Source organism: Erythrobacter sp. F6033 (genome assembly GCF_023016005.1).
Lineage (GTDB): Bacteria > Pseudomonadota > Alphaproteobacteria > Sphingomonadales > Sphingomonadaceae > Erythrobacter.
Genome location: NZ_JALKAZ010000001.1, coordinates 393,286 through 415,892, shown reverse-complemented (window position 1 = coordinate 415,892; position 22,607 = coordinate 393,286). Strand labels below are relative to the sequence as shown.

At 58.3% G+C, this 22,607-nt stretch carries 22 protein-coding genes; 15 read left to right on the top strand and 7 right to left on the bottom strand.

Translation table 11 applies throughout. The features are described 5' to 3' along the window. Positions 1 to 14: 14 nt before the first annotated feature. Together MWU39_RS02025 and MWU39_RS02020 are read left to right on the top strand one after the other, a co-directional pair. Entirely contained in the window at positions 15 to 218 is a 204-nt protein-coding gene (locus MWU39_RS02025; RefSeq protein ID WP_247158306.1) for a hypothetical protein, read from the top strand. A gap of 139 nt (positions 219 to 357) precedes the next feature. Beyond that, on the top strand, positions 358 to 999 hold the full coding sequence (locus MWU39_RS02020; RefSeq protein ID WP_247158305.1) for an SOS response-associated peptidase family protein: 642 nt from the start codon (positions 358 to 360) through the stop codon (positions 997 to 999). Here MWU39_RS02020 and MWU39_RS02015 read toward each other — a convergent pair whose 3' ends face one another. From MWU39_RS02015 to MWU39_RS02005, 3 genes are read right to left on the bottom strand one after another with little or no spacing between them, the layout of a single operon-like run. Next, entirely contained in the window at positions 1,000 to 1,884 is an 885-nt protein-coding gene (locus MWU39_RS02015; protein ID WP_247158304.1) for an MBL fold metallo-hydrolase, read from the bottom strand. A gap of 10 nt (positions 1,885 to 1,894) precedes the next feature. Beyond that, positions 1,895 to 2,812 carry an MBL fold metallo-hydrolase gene (locus MWU39_RS02010; protein ID WP_247158303.1) on the bottom strand — a complete coding sequence of 306 codons (918 nt, stop codon included), beginning with the start codon at positions 2,810 to 2,812 and terminating at the stop codon, positions 1,895 to 1,897. Continuing rightward, positions 2,809 to 4,089 (bottom strand): amidohydrolase family protein, encoded by a 1,281-nt coding sequence (locus MWU39_RS02005; RefSeq protein WP_247158302.1) that lies wholly within the window; start codon positions 4,087 to 4,089, stop codon positions 2,809 to 2,811. The genes MWU39_RS02010 and MWU39_RS02005 overlap by 4 nt, the downstream gene beginning before the upstream one ends. Before the next feature lie 154 nt (positions 4,090 to 4,243). Here MWU39_RS02005 and MWU39_RS02000 point away from each other — a divergent pair, with 154 nt between their 5' ends. Continuing rightward, positions 4,244 to 6,322 carry a S9 family peptidase gene (locus MWU39_RS02000; protein WP_247158301.1) on the top strand — a complete coding sequence of 693 codons (2,079 nt, stop codon included), beginning with the start codon at positions 4,244 to 4,246 and terminating at the stop codon, positions 6,320 to 6,322. Between the two features lie 121 nt (positions 6,323 to 6,443). Next, positions 6,444 to 7,172, top strand: a complete 729-nt coding sequence (locus MWU39_RS01995; RefSeq protein ID WP_247158300.1) for a hypothetical protein — start codon at positions 6,444 to 6,446, stop codon at positions 7,170 to 7,172. A 123-nt stretch (positions 7,173 to 7,295) separates the two neighbouring features. Here MWU39_RS01995 and MWU39_RS01990 read toward each other — a convergent pair whose 3' ends face one another. Next, a complete protein-coding gene (locus tag MWU39_RS01990) occupies positions 7,296 to 8,309 on the bottom strand; it encodes a MipA/OmpV family protein (RefSeq protein ID WP_247158299.1) in 1,014 nt (337 codons plus the stop codon). A 316-nt stretch (positions 8,310 to 8,625) separates the two neighbouring features. On the opposite strand from MWU39_RS01990, the gene MWU39_RS01985 reads away from it, so the two are divergent. The 10 genes from MWU39_RS01985 to MWU39_RS01940 all read left to right on the top strand — a co-directional run bounded on the left by MWU39_RS01985 (position 8,626) and on the right by MWU39_RS01940 (position 19,044). Further along, a complete protein-coding gene (locus MWU39_RS01985) occupies positions 8,626 to 9,423 on the top strand; it encodes an SPFH domain-containing protein (RefSeq protein WP_247158298.1) in 798 nt (265 codons plus the stop codon). 66 nt (positions 9,424 to 9,489) lie between these two features. Beyond that, entirely contained in the window at positions 9,490 to 10,734 is a 1,245-nt protein-coding gene (crtY, locus tag MWU39_RS01980; RefSeq protein ID WP_247158297.1) for a lycopene beta-cyclase CrtY, read from the top strand. A gap of 74 nt (positions 10,735 to 10,808) precedes the next feature. Continuing rightward, positions 10,809 to 12,320 (top strand): phytoene desaturase, encoded by a 1,512-nt coding sequence (locus MWU39_RS01975; protein WP_247160283.1) that lies wholly within the window; start codon positions 10,809 to 10,811, stop codon positions 12,318 to 12,320. A gap of 71 nt (positions 12,321 to 12,391) precedes the next feature. Beyond that, positions 12,392 to 12,751, top strand: coding sequence for a hypothetical protein (locus tag MWU39_RS01970; RefSeq protein ID WP_247158296.1), 360 nt, complete (start codon positions 12,392 to 12,394; stop codon positions 12,749 to 12,751). A gap of 94 nt (positions 12,752 to 12,845) precedes the next feature. After that, positions 12,846 to 13,283, top strand: coding sequence for a hypothetical protein (locus tag MWU39_RS01965; RefSeq protein WP_247158295.1), 438 nt, complete (start codon positions 12,846 to 12,848; stop codon positions 13,281 to 13,283). Beyond that, entirely contained in the window at positions 13,283 to 13,864 is a 582-nt protein-coding gene (locus MWU39_RS01960; RefSeq protein WP_247158294.1) for a TIGR00730 family Rossman fold protein, read from the top strand. The genes MWU39_RS01965 and MWU39_RS01960 overlap by 1 nt, the downstream gene beginning before the upstream one ends. A 9-nt stretch (positions 13,865 to 13,873) precedes the next feature. After that, positions 13,874 to 14,827 (top strand): phytoene/squalene synthase family protein, encoded by a 954-nt coding sequence (locus MWU39_RS01955; protein ID WP_247158293.1) that lies wholly within the window; start codon positions 13,874 to 13,876, stop codon positions 14,825 to 14,827. Positions 14,828 to 14,859: 32 nt separating this feature from the next. Beyond that, entirely contained in the window at positions 14,860 to 15,408 is a 549-nt protein-coding gene (locus MWU39_RS01950; protein WP_247158292.1) for a hypothetical protein, read from the top strand. Next, positions 15,405 to 17,369, top strand: coding sequence for an acetyl/propionyl/methylcrotonyl-CoA carboxylase subunit alpha (locus tag MWU39_RS01945; RefSeq protein WP_247158291.1), 1,965 nt, complete (start codon positions 15,405 to 15,407; stop codon positions 17,367 to 17,369). Before MWU39_RS01950 ends, MWU39_RS01945 begins: the two co-directional genes overlap by 4 nt. A 124-nt stretch (positions 17,370 to 17,493) precedes the next feature. Further along, positions 17,494 to 19,044: a carboxyl transferase domain-containing protein gene (locus MWU39_RS01940; RefSeq protein WP_247158290.1), complete on the top strand. Its 1,551-nt coding sequence runs from the start codon at positions 17,494 to 17,496 to the stop codon at positions 19,042 to 19,044. Here MWU39_RS01940 and MWU39_RS01935 read toward each other — a convergent pair. Then, positions 19,041 to 20,270 carry a multidrug effflux MFS transporter gene (locus tag MWU39_RS01935; protein WP_247158289.1) on the bottom strand — a complete coding sequence of 410 codons (1,230 nt, stop codon included), beginning with the start codon at positions 20,268 to 20,270 and terminating at the stop codon, positions 19,041 to 19,043. The genes MWU39_RS01940 and MWU39_RS01935 overlap by 4 nt on opposite strands. Before the next feature lie 85 nt (positions 20,271 to 20,355). Between MWU39_RS01935 and dinB the strand changes: the two genes are divergently transcribed. Further along, on the top strand, positions 20,356 to 21,474 hold the full coding sequence (dinB, locus tag MWU39_RS01930) for a DNA polymerase IV (RefSeq protein WP_247158288.1): 1,119 nt from the start codon (positions 20,356 to 20,358) through the stop codon (positions 21,472 to 21,474). On the opposite strand, the gene MWU39_RS01925 is transcribed toward dinB, so the two are convergent. Together MWU39_RS01925 and MWU39_RS01920 are read right to left on the bottom strand one after the other, a co-directional pair. Continuing rightward, positions 21,471 to 21,953: an NUDIX domain-containing protein gene (locus MWU39_RS01925; protein WP_247158287.1), complete on the bottom strand. Its 483-nt coding sequence runs from the start codon at positions 21,951 to 21,953 to the stop codon at positions 21,471 to 21,473. The genes dinB and MWU39_RS01925 overlap by 4 nt on opposite strands. Continuing rightward, complete coding sequence (locus MWU39_RS01920; RefSeq protein ID WP_247158286.1) at positions 21,953 to 22,591, bottom strand: 6-phosphogluconolactonase; 639 nt, start codon at positions 22,589 to 22,591, stop codon at positions 21,953 to 21,955. The genes MWU39_RS01925 and MWU39_RS01920 overlap by 1 nt, the downstream gene beginning before the upstream one ends. Positions 22,592 to 22,607: the final 16 nt, after the last annotated feature.

Here is a 22,607-nt window from a genome sequence, read left to right as displayed (position 1 = left end):
GGGACGGTGTTGGAGTGGGTGTCGGTGTTGGCGTTGGCGTCGGGCTGGGCGAAGGGCTCGGGCTGGGAGCTGGCGCACTGATCGCGCCGCCGCCGGAAGCCGCAGAACCGCCCCCGCATGAAACCAGAACTGCTGCCATAGCCAGCGGCATTGCGATTGATCGCAAGCGTATATTTTGCATCCACTCTCTCCCTCAAGCCATCGCCTGCATAAACTGACAATGACTATGACAACGTTGACAAAGAGCTGACACAAACTCAAGCGGCATTCGTATTCACAAAGGCAAGCTGGCCCGGTTTTTGACCCGTTTATCCCAGTGTTCGCATCCACACGATCCATGTATGGCGGCACGCGACAATGACCTCGCTTTACCGCCTTGATTGTTCTTCCGCACAGATTGCCTCGCGCTTTGGCGCGCGGCTTGGCGATGATCCATGGGCAGGCGGCTATGTTGCGCCGCTCAAATTCGCGCCCGTAATTACAGCAGGACGGGAATTCATTGCAGGGCCGCGGCCTTCGGGCGGGAGGCTCCAACCGCGCATAACGCCGCGATTGTGGGGCGTTGCCCCTCCCCCAAATTCGGACGATCCCACAAGGCGGATTGCCACTGTCCGGAACGCCGATAGCCCGTTCTGGATCGGCAATCTGCGCAACAGCGAGTTTCGCTGTCTGATACCAGCGACCTCCGTGATGTTATGGGGCAGCGGCACGGATTGCGAAGGGCGCAGGCTCAAACACTGGTTTGCGCCAGAGGGCGAGCCGATCTTTGCGATGGCAGGTGTGTGGAAGGACGAGGACGTGCCCGGCTTCGCGATCCTGACACAGGAAGCGCGCAGCGCAGCGCGAGAGGCAGGATGCAAAGCCATGCCGCTGATCCTGCCCGATCACGAAGGTGCACGGCAGTTTTGGCTGCACGGCGGATGGGACAGAGCGCGCGCTCTGATCGAACGACCGGAACCGATCAACCTGGTTGAAATCGGCGATCCGGCCCAGCGATAATCATTCCGTTTCGGGGACGTCCGCGACTTGTCCTTCTTCGGTAAAATACGCGCGGTCTGTCTTCGCCAGCCATTCCGGCACGCTCACTGGCACATGCATGCCAACTGCGCTTTCTGCGTTGAACGTCTCGTCGATCAACCTGTCTGAGTTGGCCGTGCCGAAATGCCAATAGGGCACGATGGCCAGGCCGCTGCGCGCTGATGATAAGAACGCACCGTGCGGCCCCATATGCGACCGCGCGGGATCGGCATCGCCGAAATGCATGATCCGCTGATACGCGGCTGCGCCCGTCGACGCTGACACGCGGTAAGTGATATTGTGAACGTCAGCGTGGCGATCCGGCCAGCCGGTGTGAGGGGAACGGAACGCCTCTACATTCGCGCCCGCGATTGTGAATGCTTCAGCTTGCTCCCCATTCTCCAGCGAGATTTCGGTGATGCGCGCGGCAAAAACGGGGTCCCACCCGGCGTCGCTGCGCATTTGCTCGATGGCTTGCACTGGCGCGATAATCTGCAATTCGGACTGCGCAGCCATCATACGATTAAAAGCGGCGGGCGAGAAATGATCGCCATGGGCGTGGCTCACGAACACGGCATCGACATTGTCGTAAGGCGCAGCGCCCGCAATGATCCGCTCAATCAGAGCGGCATCGAGCGGCTCCAAAGTGCCAAAGTGTTCATCATAAAGCGGGTCGAACAGGAATTTGACCGGTTCGCTTTGAACGCCCAGCCGCGCGGTCACGCCCGCATTGAGGATAGAGGTGACCCCTGTTGCCTCAAGCGGGGCATGATCGGGCAACATTCGGTCGGCGACTGATGCGTTGGGCTCCTGTCCGCACCCTGCAAGCATCAGCACGCTTGCCGCGATCATTGCACTCCGGATCATATATCTCTCCTCAATCTGACAGACACATCCGCATTCCGCGCCGCGCAATATTGAAACCGCGCTCCGCCACCTCTTTGCTTTCCGCGCTGTCTGGTTCGCGGATCGGATTGGTGTGGTTGTAGTGGATAAAATGCACCTTGGCCCGCTCACTGTCCGGCAGATCGGCTAAGCGATCCATCGTGCCGGTGACGCGTGGGTGCGGGATCGCGCTCATATCACGGCCCTTCAACTCATTATCATCCCAGAATGTTGCGTCGATAAAGGCGTAGTCCACCCCGCCAATCAGGTCGGAAAGGGTGCCGCCGCCAGCCTCCGCAAACTCATCCCAACTGTCGAGATCGGGCACATAGAGCGCGCGCTTTTCGGGTGTCATGATCAGGAAGCCGACCGTTTCGGAAAACTCGTCGCGGTGCGGGACAGTGATCGGAAAAACGCCGAACACGTCTGAGACCGGCGCAAGTCCGTCTGCCTCCAATTCGGTAACGGCAATGTTGTCGAGGGTGTGCAGCTGGCTCCACGGCGCGTTTTCCCGAAGAAACTTGACCATGCGCGGCATGGCGAACACCGGAACTTTGCTCGCTCCGGCCGCTTCCCGCCCAAGATATGCGAGCCCCAGATAATGGCCGATATGAGCGTGGGTCAAAAAGACGCCATCAATTCCCAGCCCGTTTTTCGGAGGCTCAATCCGGTCAAGCACTACCAATTGCTCGGTGATCGCAGGAGTAGCGTCAAACAGGAAACGCTGGCCGTTCTCACGGTCGATAACCGCAATCGAAGACGGTAGCAGGCGCGGCCCCGTATCATCCGCATTGCCGATCTGCGGCGCACCAGCGTCCTGCCCTGCGCCGAGAACAACCAGTTCGCGGGCGCAACTTTCAGGAGCGCTCACCGTCAAGGCAAGCGCCCCCAATGTTGCCGAAAGGCTCACTCGATCACCCGGCCACGTACCATAACGAAATCGACGTCTTCCAGAACCGTAACATCGGCCAGCGGGTTGCTATCAACCGCGATTAAGTCTGCCGAGAAGCCGGGCGCGATGCGGCCAATCTCGTTTTCCATGCCGAGGATTTCGGCGGCAACTGTGGTTGCGCTGGCGAGCGCTTGACGGTCGCTCATCCCGCCCGCTTTCATCAGCGCGAACTCGCCTGCATTCTCGCCATGCGGGAAAACGCCTGCATCAGTGCCAAATGCGACCTTCACATCATATTCGATCGCACGCTCGACAATGGTTCCGGCGAAGGTTGCAACGGCGCGGATCTTGTCCTCGACCACCGGCGTGTAAAACCCTTTGCCAAGGTTCTTCTTTATCCCCTCAAACGCCATCAGCGTCGGAACAAGCGTGGTGCCATTGGCATTCATCGCGCGCGCTGCGGCTTCGTCGATATAGGTGCCATGCTCGATTGTGTGGACGCCAGCGCGGGCAGCGGCTTCGATACCGCGAGCACCGTGTGCGTGTGCCGCGACTTTCAGGCCGAGCGTTTCAGCCGTGTCAACAATCGATTTCATTTCTTCATCGGTGAAATGCGCTTCAAGGCCGCGCCCTTGTTGGGAAAGAACGCCTCCGGTCGCCGTGATCTTGATCAGGTCTGCGCCGTATTTGGATGCGGTGCGCACTTTCTCAGAGCACTCGACCGGGCCAGTGCAGGCAAAGTCCGATCCGATCGCGTCATTCACATGCTTGTTGAACCCGTTGGTATCGCCGTGGCCGCCAACAATCGCGATTGTCCGCGCGCTGGTCACGATGCGCGGTCCGGCCACCACGCCGCTTTCCGTGGCGCGGCGTAGGCTTTGCGTGACCTGGTCCGTGCGCGAGCCAAGATCACGAACTGTCGTGAAACCAGCGAGCGCCGTGATCCGCGCATTCTTGGCCGCGATCAGCGTGTACCATTCGGGCGGATTTGTCGCCGCGCGCCAGAACTCTCCTGAAGGGTCGCCGGAAAGGTGTGTGTGGAGATCAATCAGGCCGGGAAGGACCGTCTTGTCAGAAAGGTCGATAACAACGTCGGCTTCGAAATCGGTAGTCGTCGTCGAAATCGAAACAACTTTGCCGTCTTCGATCATGATCAAGGCAGGGCCGGTCGGTTCGCTATTCGCATCCACAATCACGCTGCCCGCGCTGATCGCAATCCGCTCGGCTGAAGCCGAGGTGCCAAGCATGGCAAGCGCGGCAATCGCGGGAACCGCAAGTTTCTTCAGGACTTTCATTTGTATCATCTCCCTTTGCCGCACTTGATGACGCGCAAGTCGGCGAAGCACAAGCGGCAAGGACAGGCAAAATCGCGGAAACGCTTCATTTGCCATACAGTCACCGTTCGTTATGAATACGCGCAAGAATCGACCAAGCAGGGACAATTATTTTATGATCAGACAGATCGCACGACCGCTCGCATTCACTGCAACGCTTCTCGCTGGCGCATCGCTCGCCGCGACCGCTCAGGCCCGCCCGATGACGCCGGAAGACGTCGCCAAGCTGGAAAGCGTTGGCGCAATGGCAATCTCTCCTGATGGCACCCGCGTCGCCTTCACGACATCGAGCCTGCCGGATGTAACCGAAGGCGAAAAAAACGGCAGTTTCCAGTCCGAATTGAAAGTCGCCACTGGCCCCGATACGGCGCAAGCTTACCTGCCTGATGATATCAGCCCGGGCGGCGTTGCCTTCTCGCCTGACGGATCGATGGTCACATTCCTGTGGTCCAAAGGCAAAGAAGACCGCGCAGTATGGGGTGTTCCCGTCGGCGGCGGCACCTATCGCAAGCTGGCCGCTGTCGAAGACACCGGTGTTCGCTCATACAAATTCAGCCCCGATGGCAGCATGATCTACATGCTTACGGGCGCAGGCGAAGACAAACAGCGCACGACCCAAAGCAAGGCGGGTTTTAACGCGCGCATTTACGAAGAAGAGTTCCGGCCCGCTCGTATGTTCGCAGCCAAAGCTGGCATGGAAATCGACGAAGAGCCGAGCGAGATCGCTATTCCGGGCTATGTCAGCGCATTCGATATTGCGCCGGACGGTTCATTCGCAATGATTGAAACCACGCCAAGCCCGCTGGTTGATGACAGCTACACCAGCAAGCGCGTGAACATCCTCGATCTTGCGTCAGGCAATGTGAGCGCCGTGGTGGAGACACCGGGTAAGATCGGCGATGTCGAGATTTCGCCGGACAGTTCGCAGCTCTCATTGATCGCAGGCGTTGATATGAACGACCCGGCGGCGACAACGCTGCATTTGGTCGACACCGCTACTGGCGCATTCCGCGCTTTGAATGCTGGCGCTGCCGAGGCGGCGACCGATACCGAGTGGTTGGCCGATGGCCGTCTTGCGGTGACCGTAGACGTCGGTGCGCAGTCGAAACTGCGCTTCTACAATGCTGATGGTACTCTGGACGAAGAAATTGATCCGGGTTCGCTTATCCTGACAGGCGTCGAATCCGCGGGCGGAAAGCTGGCCGTTCGCGCTGACAGTCCGAAACACCCGAGCGAGTTGTTCGTCTGGAACAACGGCGCGTTTGAACGTTGGACCAACCACAATGAGTGGCTGTCCGAAGTCGATTTCGGTGAGCAGCGCACCTACACCTATACCGCGACCGATGGTCAGCAGGTCGAAGGCGTTTTGATCCTGCCTGTTGGCGGCGTTCCGGCTGGCGGCGCTCCGACCATCATGAACGTCCATGGCGGACCTGAAGCGCATGACAGCAATGGCTGGAACACCGCCTATTCGAAGCCAGGACAAGTTGCCGCAGGTCAGGGCTACGCTGTATTCCTGCCAAACTATCGCGGTTCGACCGGATACGGCGTCGACTTCGCGAAACAGCATCAGGGCCGCTACACAGACCCTGAATTCCGCGACATTGTCGATGCGAAGAAAGCTTTGATGGCGGATGGTATCACTGATGGGGACCGCACCGGCATCACTGGCGGTTCCTATGGCGGCTATGCCAGCGCATGGGGCGCTACGTATTACTCGGATGAGTATGCAGCCGCTGTGATGTCAGTCGGCATTTCAAACCAGGTATCGAAGTTCGGAACCGGCGACATCCCGTATGAGATGTACAACGTGCACAGCCGCAAATGGCCTTGGGACGATTGGCTTGCGATGCTTAAAGTTTCGCCGATCTATCACGTCGACAAATCGAATACACCGATCCTGATCCTGCATGGTGAAGAAGACACCCGCGTCGATCCGGGTCAGAGTCTGGAGCTCTATCGCTCGCTCAAAGTGCGCAAGCCTGACGTGCCTGCACGTCTGGTTTTCTATCCGGGCGAAGGCCACGGCAACCGCCTTGCTGCGGGTCGTTACGACTTTAACCTGCGCATGATGGAATGGTTCGACACCTATCTGAAGACCGGTGATCGCCGCGCTGAAATGCCCGGAACCCGTCCGCAGCTTGCAGAAGGTGCAAAAGGCGCCAAAGCAAAGGACGACGATAGCGAGGATTGATCTCCCGCTTCACTAACAAAACCTAGAAAGGGCCGTGCGGACAAAATCCGCGCGGCCCTTTTTCGTTTTGCTTTCAACGCGAAAGCTGCGCTATCCTTGTGTCAGAGATACAGAGGGGCCCATGGTTTTTAAGAACATACGTCTTGCCGCGATTTCACTGATTGCTGCTTTGCTCGCAGTGCTTTCGCTGCCGGTTTCTGCGCAAGAGCCAACGCCCGTCGATCCATATGAAGACCTTTATGCCTCCATCAATGAGAGCTTTGATGAAGCCGAATGGCTCAATAGCGTACTCAAAGAAATGCGCACCCAATTGTCCCGTGACGATTGGGTTCAGGAGATTGAAAGCGAGAGTCCCGGGTTTTTGGACGACTATCTCGAAGCAATGCAGCCCCCGCTCTTACGATCGGCCCGAAAAGAATGGGAATTGGAGAGAACTCGTTTCGTAGACCTTTTTCGGGCTGAACTTACTGAAGCCGAAGCCAAAGAGGTCTCGGCGATCTTTCGCACTGACAGTTTTCGGAAGTTACAGACGGCGATTATTGACGCGAGTATCGAGAGCATCGATCTGGAAGAGTATGCTGACGATGACGAAGTTAGCGAAGAAGACGTGGAGGCTTTTCAGGACGAAGTCGGCGACAAAGCCATAAAATCGCTTTCCTCTGCGGACCGTGGTGACGTCGAATGGGCAGCGCGAGTATCACCCGGATTTCGCAAGTTTACGACGCTACAACCAAAGATGATTGCGATCCGAACCGAGATCGAAAATCAGGAGGATCCAGAGTTGGACAGAGAACTGGACGATGTAGTGGACCGAGTGCTCGACAAATATTTTCCGGATGATTCTGAGTAGAGGATAGCAGCGCAGGAGAACAAGCCGCTATCACCCGAAGAAGAGGCCGAACTGGCAGAACTGACCGAAGCGTTCTTCGCGAAGTGATTTGGAAACCGGCCCTCAGATTAGGGCCAGCGCCTGCTAGAACGTATACCCTAAACCGATACCGCCAATGAACTGGCTTGCACTGCCTCGCTCGGCGGTGAAGGGCGTATCTGCGGCATCGCCTACTAAGCGCGAAAACCCGCCGACCATATAGATATTAAACCCGCCATTCAGCACGTCACCGTCCAGATCGACGGTAGCAATCGCGGTAGTGCCGAAACTGTTCAGGCCGCCTTCGGCGGTGAATTGCGGGAGGCCGGTTGCCGTGCTTTGCGCTGGGGTGATCGAGTAATAATAGTCCGCAAAACTGTCGTCGACAAAACTTACGCTGCCGATGATCTGCACGGCCGCGCCGCGCCCCAAAGGCGTGAAATACGAAACGCCCGGCTCGATCAGCATCCCGTCATGCGCGCCCAATACATCCCAGCGCACCGCAGTTGAAATGGCGACCCGGTCAAACCGGTTCAGCACTCCGGGGAAGCTCACACCGCCTTGAACCCCAACTTCGAGAGCGGTGTCGAGATCACCAGCAAGTTCCACAACAGGGTCCTTGATCTGGCCATTGCGGTCGCCGCGAATACGGAATGTTGGGCCGAATGATAGGCTGGTCTCTGGCGGACCTTCGGAAGAGGCTTGGGATAGGACATCAAGGTTGAAGCCTGGACCATTGGGAGAAATTCCGATGCCGCCCACACGCCCGACGATCAACGGCAGCGGAATGACAACATAATCGTCTGACCCGGAATAGCTTGGCGTAAGGCCCGCACCTGCTCCCACGGTCAGCCACGTTTCATCAAACACGCTATCGGCAAATACACCGGGAGGCGGACCGCCCGATCCAATACCTTCGGGCGGGCCACTAGCCCGATCTTGCGTCGCATCGGGCTGGCCCTGGACGGCTTCGGCGCTTGTTTCGTCATTCCGGTCACCGTCCCGCTCTTCCTGCTGCGCAAGAGCAAGCGAAGGCGTGCAGACGAGCGCAGTAAGTGTAAAGCTGGATAGGATCAGACGGCGCATGATATTCCTTTGCGGTTTGATAGAGTTACGCATGCCGCGCGGTTTCGGTTCCGCAGTCCGCCATATTCGCTTGACTTAGGGCACGCCACGACGGAAGCAAAGCGCGAGAGGTTCGACTCCTCTCCTAAGGGTATACGGGCGCGGGCCACAGGTCACACATAAAGCGCGGATACCCGAGCAGACGGGTGCAATCGACTCAGAATCGATCCATTGGAAAGGGCTCCCTCTGCTGCCTGCCGTCTCGAGCGGCAACCGCCAAACGGCTTTGCGGGCTTCGGGCCCCCGCCGCGCGGCTGTGGCGGCCGAGGGAGTCTATGCACCACAAGATTGTAAGAGGGGAAGTAGGGCAATGTTCTGGAGTTTTATCGGCCTGATAGCAGCTGTCGCGGTTTTAGGACTGGTGCTGCGCACCATGCTCAATCGCCACGTTGTGCATCTTGGCCATACCGGCCTGCTCTATTCCAACGAGTCCTTTGTCAAAACTCTGGAACCGGGAGCCTACTGGCGGTTCGATCCTCTAAGCAATGATACGATCGTCAGCGTTTCGATGGTGCCGACCGCCCTCACACCAAACCAGTTTGATGTGATCAGCAAGGATCAGTTCGCCTTCAGGCTAACGCTCGCCCCGCTTGTCACCATCACCGATGCTCGCGCCTTTCATGAAGGCGCGGCGCCTGTCGCGGTGGACATGGCTCAGTTTTATCCCGGCCCCGAAATGCGCTTGTCTCGACTCAATCCCGTTTTGGCCCATGCCGTGATGGCGGCGGTTTCGGCGAAGACGCTGGAAGAATTCGTCGCCAATCCTCAGGCCGCGCTTGAAGGATTGAAGGATCAGATTGCTGATGTCTTGCCGGGGACCACGGTGGACCGGATCGCTATCACCTCCATCCAATTGCCACCCGAGGTGCGCAAGATGTTCACCGAAGTCGAGCGTGCCCGCCGCGAAGGATTGGCAGGACTGGAGCGCGCGAAAGCAGAACAGGCATCTTTGCGCGCGCTCGCCAATGCGGCGCGCAATCTGGCGAACAATCCGCAGCTCGCGCAGCTGCGGATGCTACAGACGATGGAGAGCGCGAAGGGTGCAAAAACCTTTGTGCTGGGCAATGCGTCTGAACTGGCGGCGGGCGAAGAGCCAGCGAAGAGCTGAATTGCAAAGCTTACAAACGGGCAGTGCATTGCCCCGCCCCGCGCCCTGCACTAGGCACCTTTACGCATGAGCGATCACGCCCCCATTCAATCAGCCAATGCTGGCTCTCAAACGACGTATGATGTCGCTATCGTTGGCGGCGGGCTGTCCGGGGGATTGATCGCATTGGCGCTTCATCAGGCACGCCCTGAATTTCGCATTGCGCTGATCGAAGCGGGCAAGACGTTGGGCGGCAACCACCGCTGGAGCTGGTTTTCGAGCGACCTCTCTGAAGAAGGCCACGCGCTGCTTTCCTCTTTCCGCAAAGATCGTTGGGAGGACGGCTACGACGTCCGCTTCCCGAAATACCAGCGTAAATTAGCGACCGGATACAACTCGCTATCCTCGGTCAATTTTCATGAACGGCTTACGCGCGCTTTGCCCCAAGGGACGCTGCATCTGGGCCGGCGCGCCAGCGGGATTGATGCGCGCGGCGTCGATTTAGACGATGGATCGCGCATCAATGCACGCAGCGTGATCGATTGCCGAACATTCACCAGCAGCAAACATTTGAACGGCGGCTGGCAGGTTTTTCTGGGCCGGCATATGACACTTGAAAAGGCGCATGGCATCGCCCGTCCAGTAATCATGGATGCCAGCGTCGATCAGGTCGCGCCGCACGGCAATGGCGGCGCATATCGCTTCGTTTATGTCCTGCCGCTGGGCGCGCATGATGTGTTTGTCGAAGACACCTATTATGCCGACGATCCCGATCTTGATCGCAGCGCGCTTTCGGCGCGGATCGATCAATATTGCCACCAAAGCGGCTGGAAAGACGGCACGCCTATGGGTCATGAAAGCGGCGTGCTGCCCGTGCTGACCGGCGGCGATTTTTCCGCCTATCAAGATGAAGTGCGCATCGAAGGCGTCACCATTGCCGGTGCACGCGGCGGCTTTACCCACCCGCTCACCAGCTATACGATACCCATGGCGGTCGAAAACGCGCTGGCCATCGCACAAGAGGCCGATTTGCCCGGTCCGCAACTGGCTGCGATGATGGAAGTTCGCGCCCGGACCCATTGGCGCAAAACCGGCTATTATCGCTTGCTCGCAAGATTTCTTTTCTTCGCTGCGAAACCAGAGAAGCGTGTAAACGTATTCCAGAGGTTCTACAGTCTGCGCGAAGGGCTGATCGAGCGGTTTTATACAGGCAAATCGACCGGGTTTGACCGGGTCCGCGTCTTGTGGGGTAATCCGCCCGTATCTATTCCGCGCGCAATCGCTGCCATGTTTAAGCGGGGCAAGCCCCTGAAACCGGAGAAAACGGTATGAATGCCCCAATAGCTTCAGATGGGAAGCTCGACTTTGGTCTCTCCACCAATGGTGGCAAGGGCATCAATCCGGCCATGGCAGAGAAATATTCTGGCAAGTCCGCATGCGTGATCGGAGCGGGCTTTGGCGGTTTGGCGTTGGCTTTGCGTCTGCAATCGCACGGCATCAAGACCACCGTCATTGAATCCCGCGACAAGCCCGGCGGCCGCGCCTATTTCTGGGAAAAGGACGGCTTCACCTTTGATGCTGGCCCCACGGTCATCACCGATCCGCCTTGTTTGAAAGAGCTGTGGGAGCTGACCGGTCACGACATCGCCGACGATGTCGAGTTGATGAAGGTCCACCCGTTTTATCGCCTCAACTGGCCCGACGGCACGAACTTCGATTATTCAAACCACGAAGAAGAGCTGTACGCCGAAATCGCGAAGCTCAATCCCGATGACGTGATCGGGTATCAGCAATTCCTCGAATACGCCGCCGGCGTGTACGAAGAAGGCTACGTCAAACTGGGCCATATCCCGTTTCTCGATTTCAAGAGTATGTTGAAAGCGGCGCCCGCGCTGGTCAAAAAACAGGCCTGGCGCAGCGTTTACAGCATGGTCGCCAGCTACATTCAGGACGAACGACTGCGCGAAGCCTTCAGCTTTCATACGCTGCTGGTCGGCGGCAGCCCGATGAAAACCTCCTCCATTTACGCTTTGATCCATAAGCTGGAAAAGGACGGCGGCGTCTGGTGGGCACGCGGCGGCACGAACCGTTTAATCGCGGGCATGGTGCGCCATTTTGAACGGCTCGGCGGCACCATGCGCGTCGGGGACGGCGTGAAACAGGTTCACACGCTCGGCACCAAAGCCACAGAAGTGGAAACTGAAAGCGGTTGGAAAGAGCGTTTCGATGCGGTCGCATCCAACGCTGACATCATGCATTCTTACAAAGACCTGCTCAGCGAAAGCGCGCGCGGTCCGAAATATGCGAAATCGCTGGCCCGAAAAAGCTATTCGCCTTCGCTGTTTGTCGTGCATTTCGGCCTCGAAGGAACATGGCCGGGCATCCCGCATCACATGATCCTGTTCGGCCCGCGCTACAAAGGGTTGGTCGAGGATATCTACAAAAACGGCGTGTTGCCGCAGGATTTCTCGATCTACCTGCACCACCCAACCGTGACCGATCCGAGCATGGCGCCAAAGGGCAAGAGCACGTTCTACGCGCTGGTTCCGGTGGCTCACATGGGCAAGATGCCGATTGATTGGGACGTCGAAGGGCCAAAGCTGGAAAAGGCTATCCTCGACGAGGTTGGTCGCCGCCTGATCCCCGACATTCACGACCGGATCGTGACCAAATTCCACTACGCGCCGAAAGATTTCTCGGCCGATCTTAACGCGCACCTTGGCAGCGCGTTCAGTCTGGAACCGGTTTTGTGGCAAAGCGCCTATATGCGCGGCCACAACCGCGATGATGTGATCGACAATTTTTACCTTGTTGGCGCAGGCACCCATCCCGGCGCGGGCATCCCTGGCGTTGTCGGCAGCGCGAAGGCAACCGCCGGTATTGTGCTGGAGGATTTGGCGGCTAAAGCGAGCGCATGATCATCTGTCGCCCAATCTTAGCCGGGATCGCAATGGCCGCACTTGCGATCCCCGCCTTCGCGTCGTCTAAATTGTCCAGCAATTGGGTTCGCATTGCCGAAACGCCCGAGGGCTCGGTCTATTACATTGACGCTGATCAGAAGGGTAAGGGGCGAGACGAAGGCGGCCCCTATGTCGTGGCTGATTTCATCATCGATGAGTCCAAGAACGCTTCGAAGAAGCAAGCCAGCACTTTTCTAAAATATCACGTCCGATGCGGCCCTCAGATGTACAAACTTGTTCACCTTGCCACCTTCGATAAGCAGGGCAAGACTCTACAAGCTGGTGATGTCACTGGGCGATTGGCGGAAATTCCATATGCGCCCGGTTTAAAAGGAACGATCAGCGGCACTGTGGTCCGCCGTGCGTGCGAAGTAGCAAATTCAAAATGAGCACACATCCCGGAGCGGGCATCCCCGGCGTGGTCGGCAGGGCGAAGGCAACCGCTGGTATTGTGCTGGAGGATTTGGCGGTTAAAGCGAGCGCATGATGCTTCTTGCAATCCTTCTGTTGTCTGACGTCGTTGCTGCTGAATTGCCGCGTTCCGACCTAGTCTCAGAAGACCACACGCATGAATGGTCTGTGATCGATCGTGAGAAAGCGGAAATCATGCTGCTCGATCAGGAACAGACGGCTGACTATTCTGACGGTGAGAACACTTACAAGACGGTGCTTATTAGAGGCTCCGAACCCGATAGAGATGGTAGCGTATATTTCGTTGATTTCCTGGTTGCGATTGATTGTGAGCGCTCAATGTTGGCCCCTATCGGATATTGGGAACCGAAATTGCAGAATGAGACTCCAAAACTGCGCACCGATGAGATCGGAAAATTCGTCCAAGCCAACGACAAAGCCGATGAAAAAGTGCTGACCGCCGTTTTCCAGCATATTTGCGGCCCAAAATGGAAGTTTGAACCCCGTTGATGAAACGTCTTGCTATCTATTGCGGCTCGGCCACGCCCGATGATCCGCGTTATATCGAACTCGCCCGCAGTGTCGGCGCTGGCCTTGCCGAACGCGGCATTGGCGTTGTCTATGGCGGTGGCCGCCTCGGTCTGATGGGCGCGGTCGCGAATGGTGCTAAGGATGCGGGCGGCGAAGTGATCGGTGTGATCCCCGAAGCGCTCGTCAATTCAGAGGTCGCCAATCACAATTGCGATGAGCTGATCACAGTCACCGGCATGCATGAGCGCAAACAGCGCTTTACCGATCTGTCCGATGGTTTCGTGACTATCCCTGGCGGCGTGGGCACGATGGATGAATTGTGGGAAGCGATGAGCTGGGCGCAGCTTGGCTATCACTCCGATCCGGTCGGCTTGCTCAACGCATTCGGATTTTACGATGATCTGATCGCGTTCAACGCGAAGATGGCCGATGTGGGCTTTGTCCGCCCCGCCCACCAGAACATCCTGATTTCAGCGGAGACACTGCCTGATCTGCTCGACAAAATGGCGGCTTACAAACCGCACACGCCGATCTTCAAGATGAAGGCTGAGGAACTCTAGGCAGTCCGCATGAAAGTCGACGCCGCCCGCCGCCAAGCCCTCGTTGAGCACGCTCGCCGCACGATCAAAGTCGGCTCGCAAAGCTTCTCGGCTGCATCGAAGCTGTTTGATCCAGAAACCCGCGAACGCGCATGGCTGCTCTATGCATGGTGCCGCCAGTGTGACGATATTGCCGATAATCAGGTAATGGGCGGCGAATTGGGCGATCAGTCCGACCTCGACAGCCGCCTGAACCTGATCCGCAAACTCACCGCCAAAGCCTTTGCGGGCGAGCCGACTGGCGATCCGGCATTCGATGCGCTGGGCGTGGTGGCCGAAGAATGCGGCCTGACTCCTGCCATGGCCGAAGATGTGATCGCGGGCTTTGCCCTCGATGCCGAGGATTGGCGCCCGCGCGAAGAGAGCGACATGCTGCAATATTGCTTCCACGTCGCAGGCGCTGTTGGCGTGATGATGGCGGTTGTCATGGGCGTCGATCCAGAGGATCAGGACACGCTCGACCGCGCGAACGATCTGGGTCTCGCATTCCAGCTTTCCAATATTGCCCGCGATATCGTCGAAGATGACGCCGTGGGCCGATGTTACCTGCCGCTGATGTGGCTCGTCGAAGAGGACATTGAACCGGGCCAGCACACCAAACCGCATCACCGGCAAGAGCTGGCAGATATGGCTGAACGCCTCGTCGCACTCGTCGAAAAACACGAAGCCGCCGCTCGCGTCGGCGCAGCCCGTCTGCCCTTCCGCAGCCGCTGGGCGGTCCTGTCCGCGGCGCGCATTTATGGCGCGATAGGGCGCAAGGTGAGGAAACGCGGGACCGAGGCGTGGAATTCCCGCACCTATGTCCCGCGCTATGAAAAGGCATGGCACGGAGCGCGCGCCTTCCTGTCTGCCGTGATCAACCGTGAAAAGCATCCCGACGGCCCGATCACATGGGGCATTGCGGATTTCCGACCAAACGCTTGAAGCGACGTGCGCGCTGGCGTAGCCACGTCCGTATGAAAACCACTATCCTGTTTGCTGCTGCCCTTGCGGGTTTAGCCCTTTCACAAGCCGCCCCCATTCACGCCTCTCCGGTTCAAGCCAAAGGGCCGCCCATATATTCCACGTCGCGCGTTTTGGAACCTCGGGATGAAGTCATGGTCGGATTGATTGCGTTTTTCGACGCCATTCGAAATCCGGATAAGACAGCGCTTTCTGAAGTGATGCTGCCCGAAGGCATGATCTTCATTCACAATCGAATGAACCCCCAAAACACCGCCGTAACCGCTGTGCCCGTGTCAGATCATCTGTCCCGCTGGGGAAAGTCGACGGCCACTGTCGATGAGCGAATGATCGTCAAATCGCTCATTGTGGATGGCGATATGGCGCATGTTTGGGGTCCATACCGATTTGTAACCGAGGGCGAGACCAGCCATTGCGGCGTCAACTCGCTCAGCCTCGTAAAAACCGACAATGATGGGTGGAAAGTGGCCAATACCAGCTTTTCCATGGTGCCACCTAGCCAGTGCTCAGCAATCGGCGCACCGGAGCCGAAAGAACAATGATCAAGAAACTCCTGATTGCCAATCGCGGCGAGATCGCCTGCCGCATCATCCGCACTGCGCGCGAGATGGGCGTGGCGACTGTCGCGGTCTATTCCGATGCCGATGCCAAGGCGCTGCATGTGCGCCAAGCCGACGAGGCCGTGCATATTGGCCCCTCACCCGCTGCAGAAAGCTATCTGGTCGGTGAGAAGATTATCGCAGCGGCGAAGGAAACCGGCGCAGAGGCGATCCATCCCGGCTACGGCTTTTTGTCAGAGAATGCAGACTTCGCCCGCGCGGTGATCGACGCTGGCCTAATTTGGGTCGGGCCGAAGCCTGAGAGCATCGAGGCGATGGGCCTCAAAGATGCTGCCAAAGAGCGCATGATCGCTGCAGGTGTACCCGTCACTCCGGGCTATCTTGGCGAAGACCAGTCGGTCGAACGCTTGAAGAAGGAGGCCGACGCCATCGGCTATCCAGTGCTGATCAAGGCGGTCGCTGGCGGCGGCGGTAAGGGTATGCGCAAAGTCGACGCGCCCGAGAATTTCGAAGCCGATCTAGAAAGCTGCCGGCGCGAGGCCAAGGCGAGCTTTTCCAATGACGAAGTGCTGCTGGAAAAGTGGATCACCTCGCCCCGGCATATCGAGGTGCAGGTCTTCGGCGACAGCCACGGCAATGTCGTCCACCTGTTCGAGCGCGATTGCTCGCTGCAACGTCGTCACCAAAAAGTGATCGAGGAAGCCCCTGCCCCCGGTATGGACGAGGCCACCCGCGAAGAAATCTGCGCCGCCGCCGTGCGCGCCGCGAAAGCGGTCGATTACGAAGGCGCGGGCACGATTGAATTCATCGCCGACGCCAGCGAAGGCCTGCGCGCCGACCGCATCTTCTTTATGGAGATGAACACTAGGCTCCAGGTGGAGCACCCGGTGACCGAAGAGATCACCGGCGTGGACTTGGTGGAATGGCAGCTGCGCGTCGCGAGCGGCGAGCCAATCCCGCTGAAGCAGGAAGAACTGAGCATCAATGGCCACGCCATCGAAGCGCGGCTCTATGCGGAGGATCCGGCGAAGGGGTTTTTGCCGAGCACGGGGCGGTTGGAGCATTTTGATCTTGGTGATGAAGGCCGGATTGAAACTAGTGTCGAAGAAGGTAGTGACATTTCGCCGTTCTACGATCCGATGATCGCAAAACTCATTGTTCACGCAGTTGATCGAAATACAGCAATCTCAGACCTTGCGAACGTCTGTGCTGGCGTTGAAGTTTATCCTGTTCGTTCGAATGCTTCGTTTTTGGTGAATTTGCTTGAAATGGACGAGTTCGGATCGGCGCAACTGGACACCGGTCTGATTGCTGCGAAAGGCGACGCGCTGCTCCATTCCGAGCCTTCAGCCGCTGTCGAAATGGCGGCAGCAAGCTGGCGCATTGAAGAGTTCGAGGCAAAGGACTGGGATCGCGATATTTTGCCCAAAGCAAACGGCGTTTTTGGTTTCCGTCTGAATGCAGAGCCAGCACTAGCTCGCGTAGCCATGCACTTGAATGGTGAAGTCAGACACTTGTCCGTCGCAGCGACTGGTGATGATGATCGCTTTGCTGTTGAGGTCGATGGAAGGCAAGATTTCAGCGAAGTCACTCATCTGCCAACCACACATGGCGATGTTGCCGATGACCAGCCTGACGGCGAAATCCTGATTTTCGAAAGGGGTGCCGCTCATGTCGTCAGCTTCGCGCGCGAACGCGGCACTGGCGCAGCCTCCGCCGCCGATGGCGCGATCCTCTCACCTATGCCGGGCAAGGTTATCGCGGTCGATGTGAGCGATGGCCAAGCGGTTAAAGCGGGCGACCGGCTGATGGTGCTCGAAGCGATGAAGATGGAGCACGCTCTCACCGCGCCGTTTGACGGCACCGTGACGCAGCTTGCCGCGTCTGAAGGCGGGCAAGTGCAGGTCGAGGCGGTGCTTTGTGTGGTGGAGCCTGACGAGTGACAGCTTGCGACGCGTCCCTATCGGTTGCGCAGCAACCGCAAGCCCGACTGGGCGCCCGCAGCGACGCGATCTTTGATCGCATGAGCGAGGAAGTCGCGCGCAGGATGGCGTGCGGAAAACAAAAATGAGTTGGGCAAAAGAACTCGAAGAACTTCGCCAACGCGAAGCCCTTGCCGAACAGATGGGCGGCGCGGACAAGGTCGCGCGCCAACACTCGCGCGGAAAAATGGATGCCCGCGCGCGGCTCGCGGCGCTTTGCGACGAAGGCTCGTTCCGCGAAATCGGCAAGATCGCTGGCAAGGGCTATTACGACGAAAACGGTGATCTTCAGGGCGTAACCCCTGCCCCGTTCCTGTTCGGCAAAGCCACCGTCAATGGTCGGCCCATCGTTGCCACAGCCGATGATTTCACTATTCGCGGCGGCGCGGCGGATGCGGGGATCAAACGCAAGATGGTTCAGGCCGAGCAGATGGCGCACGAGCTGAAACTGCCCATAGTCAAGATGATCGACGGCACCGGCGGTGGCGGCTCGGTCAAAACGCTCGAACAGATTGGCGCGACTTATATTCCGGCAGTTCCCGGCTGGGGCGATACGGTCAAGAACCTCGACACCGTGCCCGTTGTGGCGCTGGCGCTTGGCCCGACGGCCGGGCTCGGTGCGGCGAGGATCGTTGCCAGTCACTACTCGATCATGGTGCGCGGGCTCTCGCAATTATTCGCCGCTGGCCCCGCTGTCGTTGACGGTCTCGGTGCAAGCTACAAAAGTGCGGACGATCACCAGCAGGCCAAGGAAGAGCTTGGCGGGGTCGACATTCACACCCGCAACGGTGTGGTCGATGATGAGGTCGTGAGCGAAGCCGAAGCTTTCGCGAGGGCGCGCCATTTCCTTAGCTTTATGCCCGAACATGTCGGGCAGCTTGCCCGCCGCGCTGCGCCAACCGATCCGGTGGACCGGCGCGAGGAGGCATTGCTCAGCCTTGTCCCGCACGAGCCACAACAAGTCTATTCCATGCGCCGCGCGATGGACATGATCCTCGATCACGGCACCGTGTTTGAAATCGGCAAGAACTGGGGCCGCGCTGCGATCACTGCGCTCGCCCGTCTCGATGGCTATCCAGTCGCAGTTATCGCCAGCGATCCAAGCTATCTGGGCGGATCGTGGGAAGCCAAAACAAGCGAGAAGGTCGAACGCTTTGTGAAGCTTGCCGACCAGTTCCGGTTGCCCATCGTCCATCTCGTCGACAATCCAGGCTTTATGATCGGGCGCGAGGCGGAGATGGCAGGCACAATCCGATACGGCGTGCAGGCGATGAACGCGATCTACAAAGCCACCGTCCCGCTCGCCAGTATCGTGATGCGCCGCGCATACGGGATAGCGGGCAGCGCGATGAGTAATGCGGACCTCTATCAATACCGCTTCTGCTGGCCGTCGGGCGATTGGGGCAGCCTGCCTATCGCGGGCGGGCTGGAAGTCGCATACAAATCCGAACTCGCAGCCAGCGATGATCCCGCAGGTGAGCTGGAAGCGATCAAGGAACGGCTGAACAAGGTCACGTCGCCCTTCCGCAGCGCGGAATTGTTCAATGTAGAAGACATCATCGACCCGCGCGATACACGGCCATTGCTGTGCGAATTTGCCGAACTCGCTTGGCGTAATCTACGCAGCGAAACCTAACCGTTGGGCCGCGTAAACAGCTTGCCGCGCTCGCTGAACAGCACGATCAAAAGCGTAAGCAGCGAGCATATCAGCATCGACATGGCGAGAGGAACTGTTGTCCCGTCATAGGCCGCGCCGATTGTCACGCCCAACACCGCGCCCAATGTCATCCGCAGAGCCGCGTGAACGGAGCTGGCCGCGCCCGCAATATGGAAGAATGGCTGCATCGCGATTGAGCTGAAATTCGCCCCGACAAAGCCCAGCATCGCCATGTTGCAACTCATCAATGGGACGAACTGCCAGATCGTTTGATCCGGCTGATTGGCGGACCACAATTGCAGCAGTGAGGCGCCGATAAACAGGAACAGCGCGGTATGGCTAACCCGGCGCGCGCCAAACCGTTCAACGATGCGCGAGTTGAGGAAATTGGCCGCAACCATGCCCAATACCGCTCCGCCAAATATCACCGCGAAATAGTCACCCATTCCGAATGCTTCGCCGATCAGTTGTTGCGACGAATTGAGGAAGCCGAACAGCGACCCGAACACCAGTCCGCTGCCAATGACATAGCCAATCGCCTGACGGTTAAAGAGCGCTTGGCCCATATTCGCCGTCACAGTGGAAAGGTTGATTTTCTGGCGAGTTTCCTCGGTCAAAGTTTCTGGCAGACGCAACCAAACCCACGCAGCGACCAGCGTCCCGACTATCGCCATGGCGTAGAAAATCGCCTGCCAACCTGCGAAGATCAGGATGACCTGACCGATCGCCGGCGCGATGATCGGCACGATAAGGAAAATCATCATGATCAGGCTCATCAACCGCGCCATACGGTCACCGCCGACTTGGTCACGAACGATGGCCGCAGGAACGACACTTAATCCTGCGCAGCTAAAACCCTGCGCTAAACGCATCGCGATCAGCGCGTCGAAACTGGTCGCCAATGCGCAGGCAATCGAAAGGCCGATATAGGCGGCTAGACAGACCGCAAGCACCGGACGGCGGCCAAAACGGTCCGCAAACATCCCCGGAAAAAGCGCGCCTATTCCCGAACCCAGGAAGTACGCGCCGATCACTTGCTGACGATCATTGCCGCCAGCGCCAAAATCGCTTGCCATCTCGCCTAGCGCGGGCAGCATCGCGTCAATGCCAAACGCCTGAAGGCTCATCAAAAGCGCCATCAGCACGATCATTTCACGCTCGCCCAAGGACTTGCGGATGATAGGTGATGCGGCGGATGCGTTCATGGCGCGCAGCCTTGGGCGTTTGTTCGCGATAAGGGAAGCGTGATTTTCGTGACGCGGGCGGCATGATGCGGTTATTGTTGCCGACATGCCAGACCACACGCCCGACAAAGATGATGAAGCCGCGATGGGCCTTCGCAAGATCATCCATGTCGATATGGATGCCTTCTTCGCGAGCGTGGAGCAGCGCGATAATCCTGAATTGCGCGGCAAGCCAGTGGCGGTTGGCGGGTCCGGCGGGCGGGGTGTGGTGGCCGCAGCGAGCTATGAGGCGCGCAAATTCGGCGTCAAAAGCGCAATGCCATCGGTCACAGCGAAACGGCTTTGCCCCGATCTTATTTTCGTGCGGCACCGCTTTGACGCTTACAAAGAAGCCAGTCGGCAAATTCGTGCGGTGTTTGAACACCACACGCCGCATGTCGAACCGCTTAGTCTGGACGAAGCCTATCTGGATGTGACGGAAGACCGGCTCGGCATCGGCAGCGCCACACGGATCGCGGATCTGATCCGGCAGGAAATCCGCGCCAAGACGCAGCTGACAGCAAGCGCGGGGGTTTCCTACAACAAATTTCTCGCAAAACTGGCGAGCGATCAGAACAAACCGGATGGCGTATGCGTGATCCGGCCAGGCCAAGGCGCGGACTTCGTCGCGGGCCTGCCGATCCGGCGGTTTCATGGGGTCGGCCCAAAAGCCGAAGAGAAAATGAAGCGGCTCGGGATCGAAACGGGTGCCGATCTGGCGGCGAAAGATATCGAGTTTCTGCGCGCGAATTTTGGCTCTTTCGCGGATTACCTCTTCCGCGCTGCGCGGGGCATCGACCTCAGGCCAGTTAGCGCGCACCGGGTGCGCAAATCTGTTGGCGGAGAGCGGACGTTCAGCGAAGATATTTCGAGCGGCGCGATGCTGCGCGAAACGCTGGAAAACATTATCGATATTGTGTGGGAGCGGATAGAGAACGCCAAGGCGCGCGGGCGCACGGTCACGCTCAAAATGAAGTATACCGACTTTCAGACGATGACACGCTCGAAATCAGTCACGCATTGGGTCGAAAGCAAGGAAGAGGTCGGCAAACTGGGCCGGGAATTGCTCGAAGAGGCGCTTCCCTTACCTATGCCGATCCGATTGATGGGACTGACACTGTCGAACCTTGATCACGGTGATGCCAAAGAGCCGGAGAAAGACAGCGCCCAGCTTTCCCTGCTTTAACTGGGTGTGCCGGTTCCCCGCTTCTTCCAGACACCAAGCCGCCTGCGGGTCACCTCACCGAGCGGTTCAGGAAGCGAATGCGAAGGGAAAAACCGTGCTTCGTCCACCTCGCGTCCATCCGGTTTAGGCCGCGCATTGCAGGTCGCGCTGAAAAGGTGCGCCGTGTGCGGGGAACCTGACAATTCCTCTTCAATCGACCCGAGCGATTGAACATTGGTAACTTTGATCGAAAGCTCTTCCATCACCTCTCGCCGTGCGCACTCGGCAGGATCCTCTCCTGCCTTCAATCCTCCACCCGGCAATGCCCACACTTTCGGCCCGTATGAGTGCCGCAGCAGCAGGACATCGCCATTCAAATTGGTGACCACCACGCTCACACCCTCAATCGGCGTGCCCCGCCAGACACGCCAGCGATGCCGCACTTTGTGTGCGAAAGGCATGAGCGCGCGTTGCAGCGGAGCGGGGATGATGTTCGTCATTATGTGAAGCAGGTGATACGGGGCGCTTCCGGCTCCCACGTTTTGGCTTGCGCCAAAAGGCGGGCGACCGGCAAGTCGCTATCGCCAGCCGCGGCCGCATCAAAAACGGCGCGCTTTTCATCACCGCGGATTACGAAGATGATGGACGGGCAATTGAGCAAAGCGGGAATTGTGAGCGTGATCCGGTCAAACGGTGCCTCTGGCGGCAGCGGATCGGGCGTAATCCGGCGCACTGCGCGGGCATCGTCGGGTTGCGGATCGGTGTTGGGAAAGAGCGACGCGATGTGTCCGTCCGCCCCCATACCCAGCCAAACCAACGCAAATTCGGGCATTTCTGCATCTTCGTGCAGGCCAACCACTTGCGCACCGACAGGTTCAAAAATCGCGCGCATTTTGCCGGTGTTTGATGCCTCGTGATCTTCAGGAACAATCCTGTCATCCGTGGGCCAGACAATCAGGCGCGTAAAATCGAGATCGCGCGTCACAAGCTCTTCGAATATCGGAAACGGTGTCGAACCGCCCGGTACCGCAATGGTAAGATCGGCGTCGCTCGCATCCAATGCCCACTCCAAATACGCAGCGAGCCTGTCTGCGATCTCTGCAGCATCCATGTCGGGAATGAAATCTATCTGGTCCATGCCACTCCCATAGCAA

What these genes read in the sequence shown, in the direction of transcription:
- MWU39_RS02020 (WP_247158305.1), top strand. Translation starts at nt 358, where the DNA reads ATGACCTCGCTTTACCGCCTTGATTGTTCTTCCGCACAGATTGCCTCG.
- MWU39_RS02015 (WP_247158304.1), bottom strand. Translation starts at nt 1,884, where the DNA reads ATGATCCGGAGTGCAATGATCGCGGCAAGCGTGCTGATGCTTGCAGGG.
- MWU39_RS02005 (WP_247158302.1), bottom strand. Translation starts at nt 4,089, where the DNA reads ATGAAAGTCCTGAAGAAACTTGCGGTTCCCGCGATTGCCGCGCTTGCC.
- MWU39_RS02000 (WP_247158301.1), top strand. Translation starts at nt 4,244, where the DNA reads ATGATCAGACAGATCGCACGACCGCTCGCATTCACTGCAACGCTTCTC.
- MWU39_RS01995 (WP_247158300.1), top strand. Translation starts at nt 6,444, where the DNA reads ATGGTTTTTAAGAACATACGTCTTGCCGCGATTTCACTGATTGCTGCT.
- MWU39_RS01990 (WP_247158299.1), bottom strand. Translation starts at nt 8,309, where the DNA reads ATGCGTAACTCTATCAAACCGCAAAGGAATATCATGCGCCGTCTGATC.
- MWU39_RS01985 (WP_247158298.1), top strand. Translation starts at nt 8,626, where the DNA reads ATGTTCTGGAGTTTTATCGGCCTGATAGCAGCTGTCGCGGTTTTAGGA.
- crtY (WP_247158297.1), top strand. Translation starts at nt 9,490, where the DNA reads ATGAGCGATCACGCCCCCATTCAATCAGCCAATGCTGGCTCTCAAACG.
- MWU39_RS01975 (WP_247160283.1), top strand. Translation starts at nt 10,809, where the DNA reads ATGGCAGAGAAATATTCTGGCAAGTCCGCATGCGTGATCGGAGCGGGC.
- MWU39_RS01965 (WP_247158295.1), top strand. Translation starts at nt 12,846, where the DNA reads ATGATGCTTCTTGCAATCCTTCTGTTGTCTGACGTCGTTGCTGCTGAA.
- MWU39_RS01960 (WP_247158294.1), top strand. Translation starts at nt 13,283, where the DNA reads ATGAAACGTCTTGCTATCTATTGCGGCTCGGCCACGCCCGATGATCCG.
- MWU39_RS01955 (WP_247158293.1), top strand. Translation starts at nt 13,874, where the DNA reads ATGAAAGTCGACGCCGCCCGCCGCCAAGCCCTCGTTGAGCACGCTCGC.
- MWU39_RS01950 (WP_247158292.1), top strand. Translation starts at nt 14,860, where the DNA reads ATGAAAACCACTATCCTGTTTGCTGCTGCCCTTGCGGGTTTAGCCCTT.
- MWU39_RS01945 (WP_247158291.1), top strand. Translation starts at nt 15,405, where the DNA reads ATGATCAAGAAACTCCTGATTGCCAATCGCGGCGAGATCGCCTGCCGC.
- MWU39_RS01940 (WP_247158290.1), top strand. Translation starts at nt 17,494, where the DNA reads ATGAGTTGGGCAAAAGAACTCGAAGAACTTCGCCAACGCGAAGCCCTT.
- MWU39_RS01935 (WP_247158289.1), bottom strand. Translation starts at nt 20,270, where the DNA reads ATGAACGCATCCGCCGCATCACCTATCATCCGCAAGTCCTTGGGCGAG.
- dinB (WP_247158288.1), top strand. Translation starts at nt 20,356, where the DNA reads ATGCCAGACCACACGCCCGACAAAGATGATGAAGCCGCGATGGGCCTT.
- MWU39_RS01925 (WP_247158287.1), bottom strand. Translation starts at nt 21,953, where the DNA reads ATGACGAACATCATCCCCGCTCCGCTGCAACGCGCGCTCATGCCTTTC.
- MWU39_RS01920 (WP_247158286.1), bottom strand. Translation starts at nt 22,591, where the DNA reads ATGGACCAGATAGATTTCATTCCCGACATGGATGCTGCAGAGATCGCA.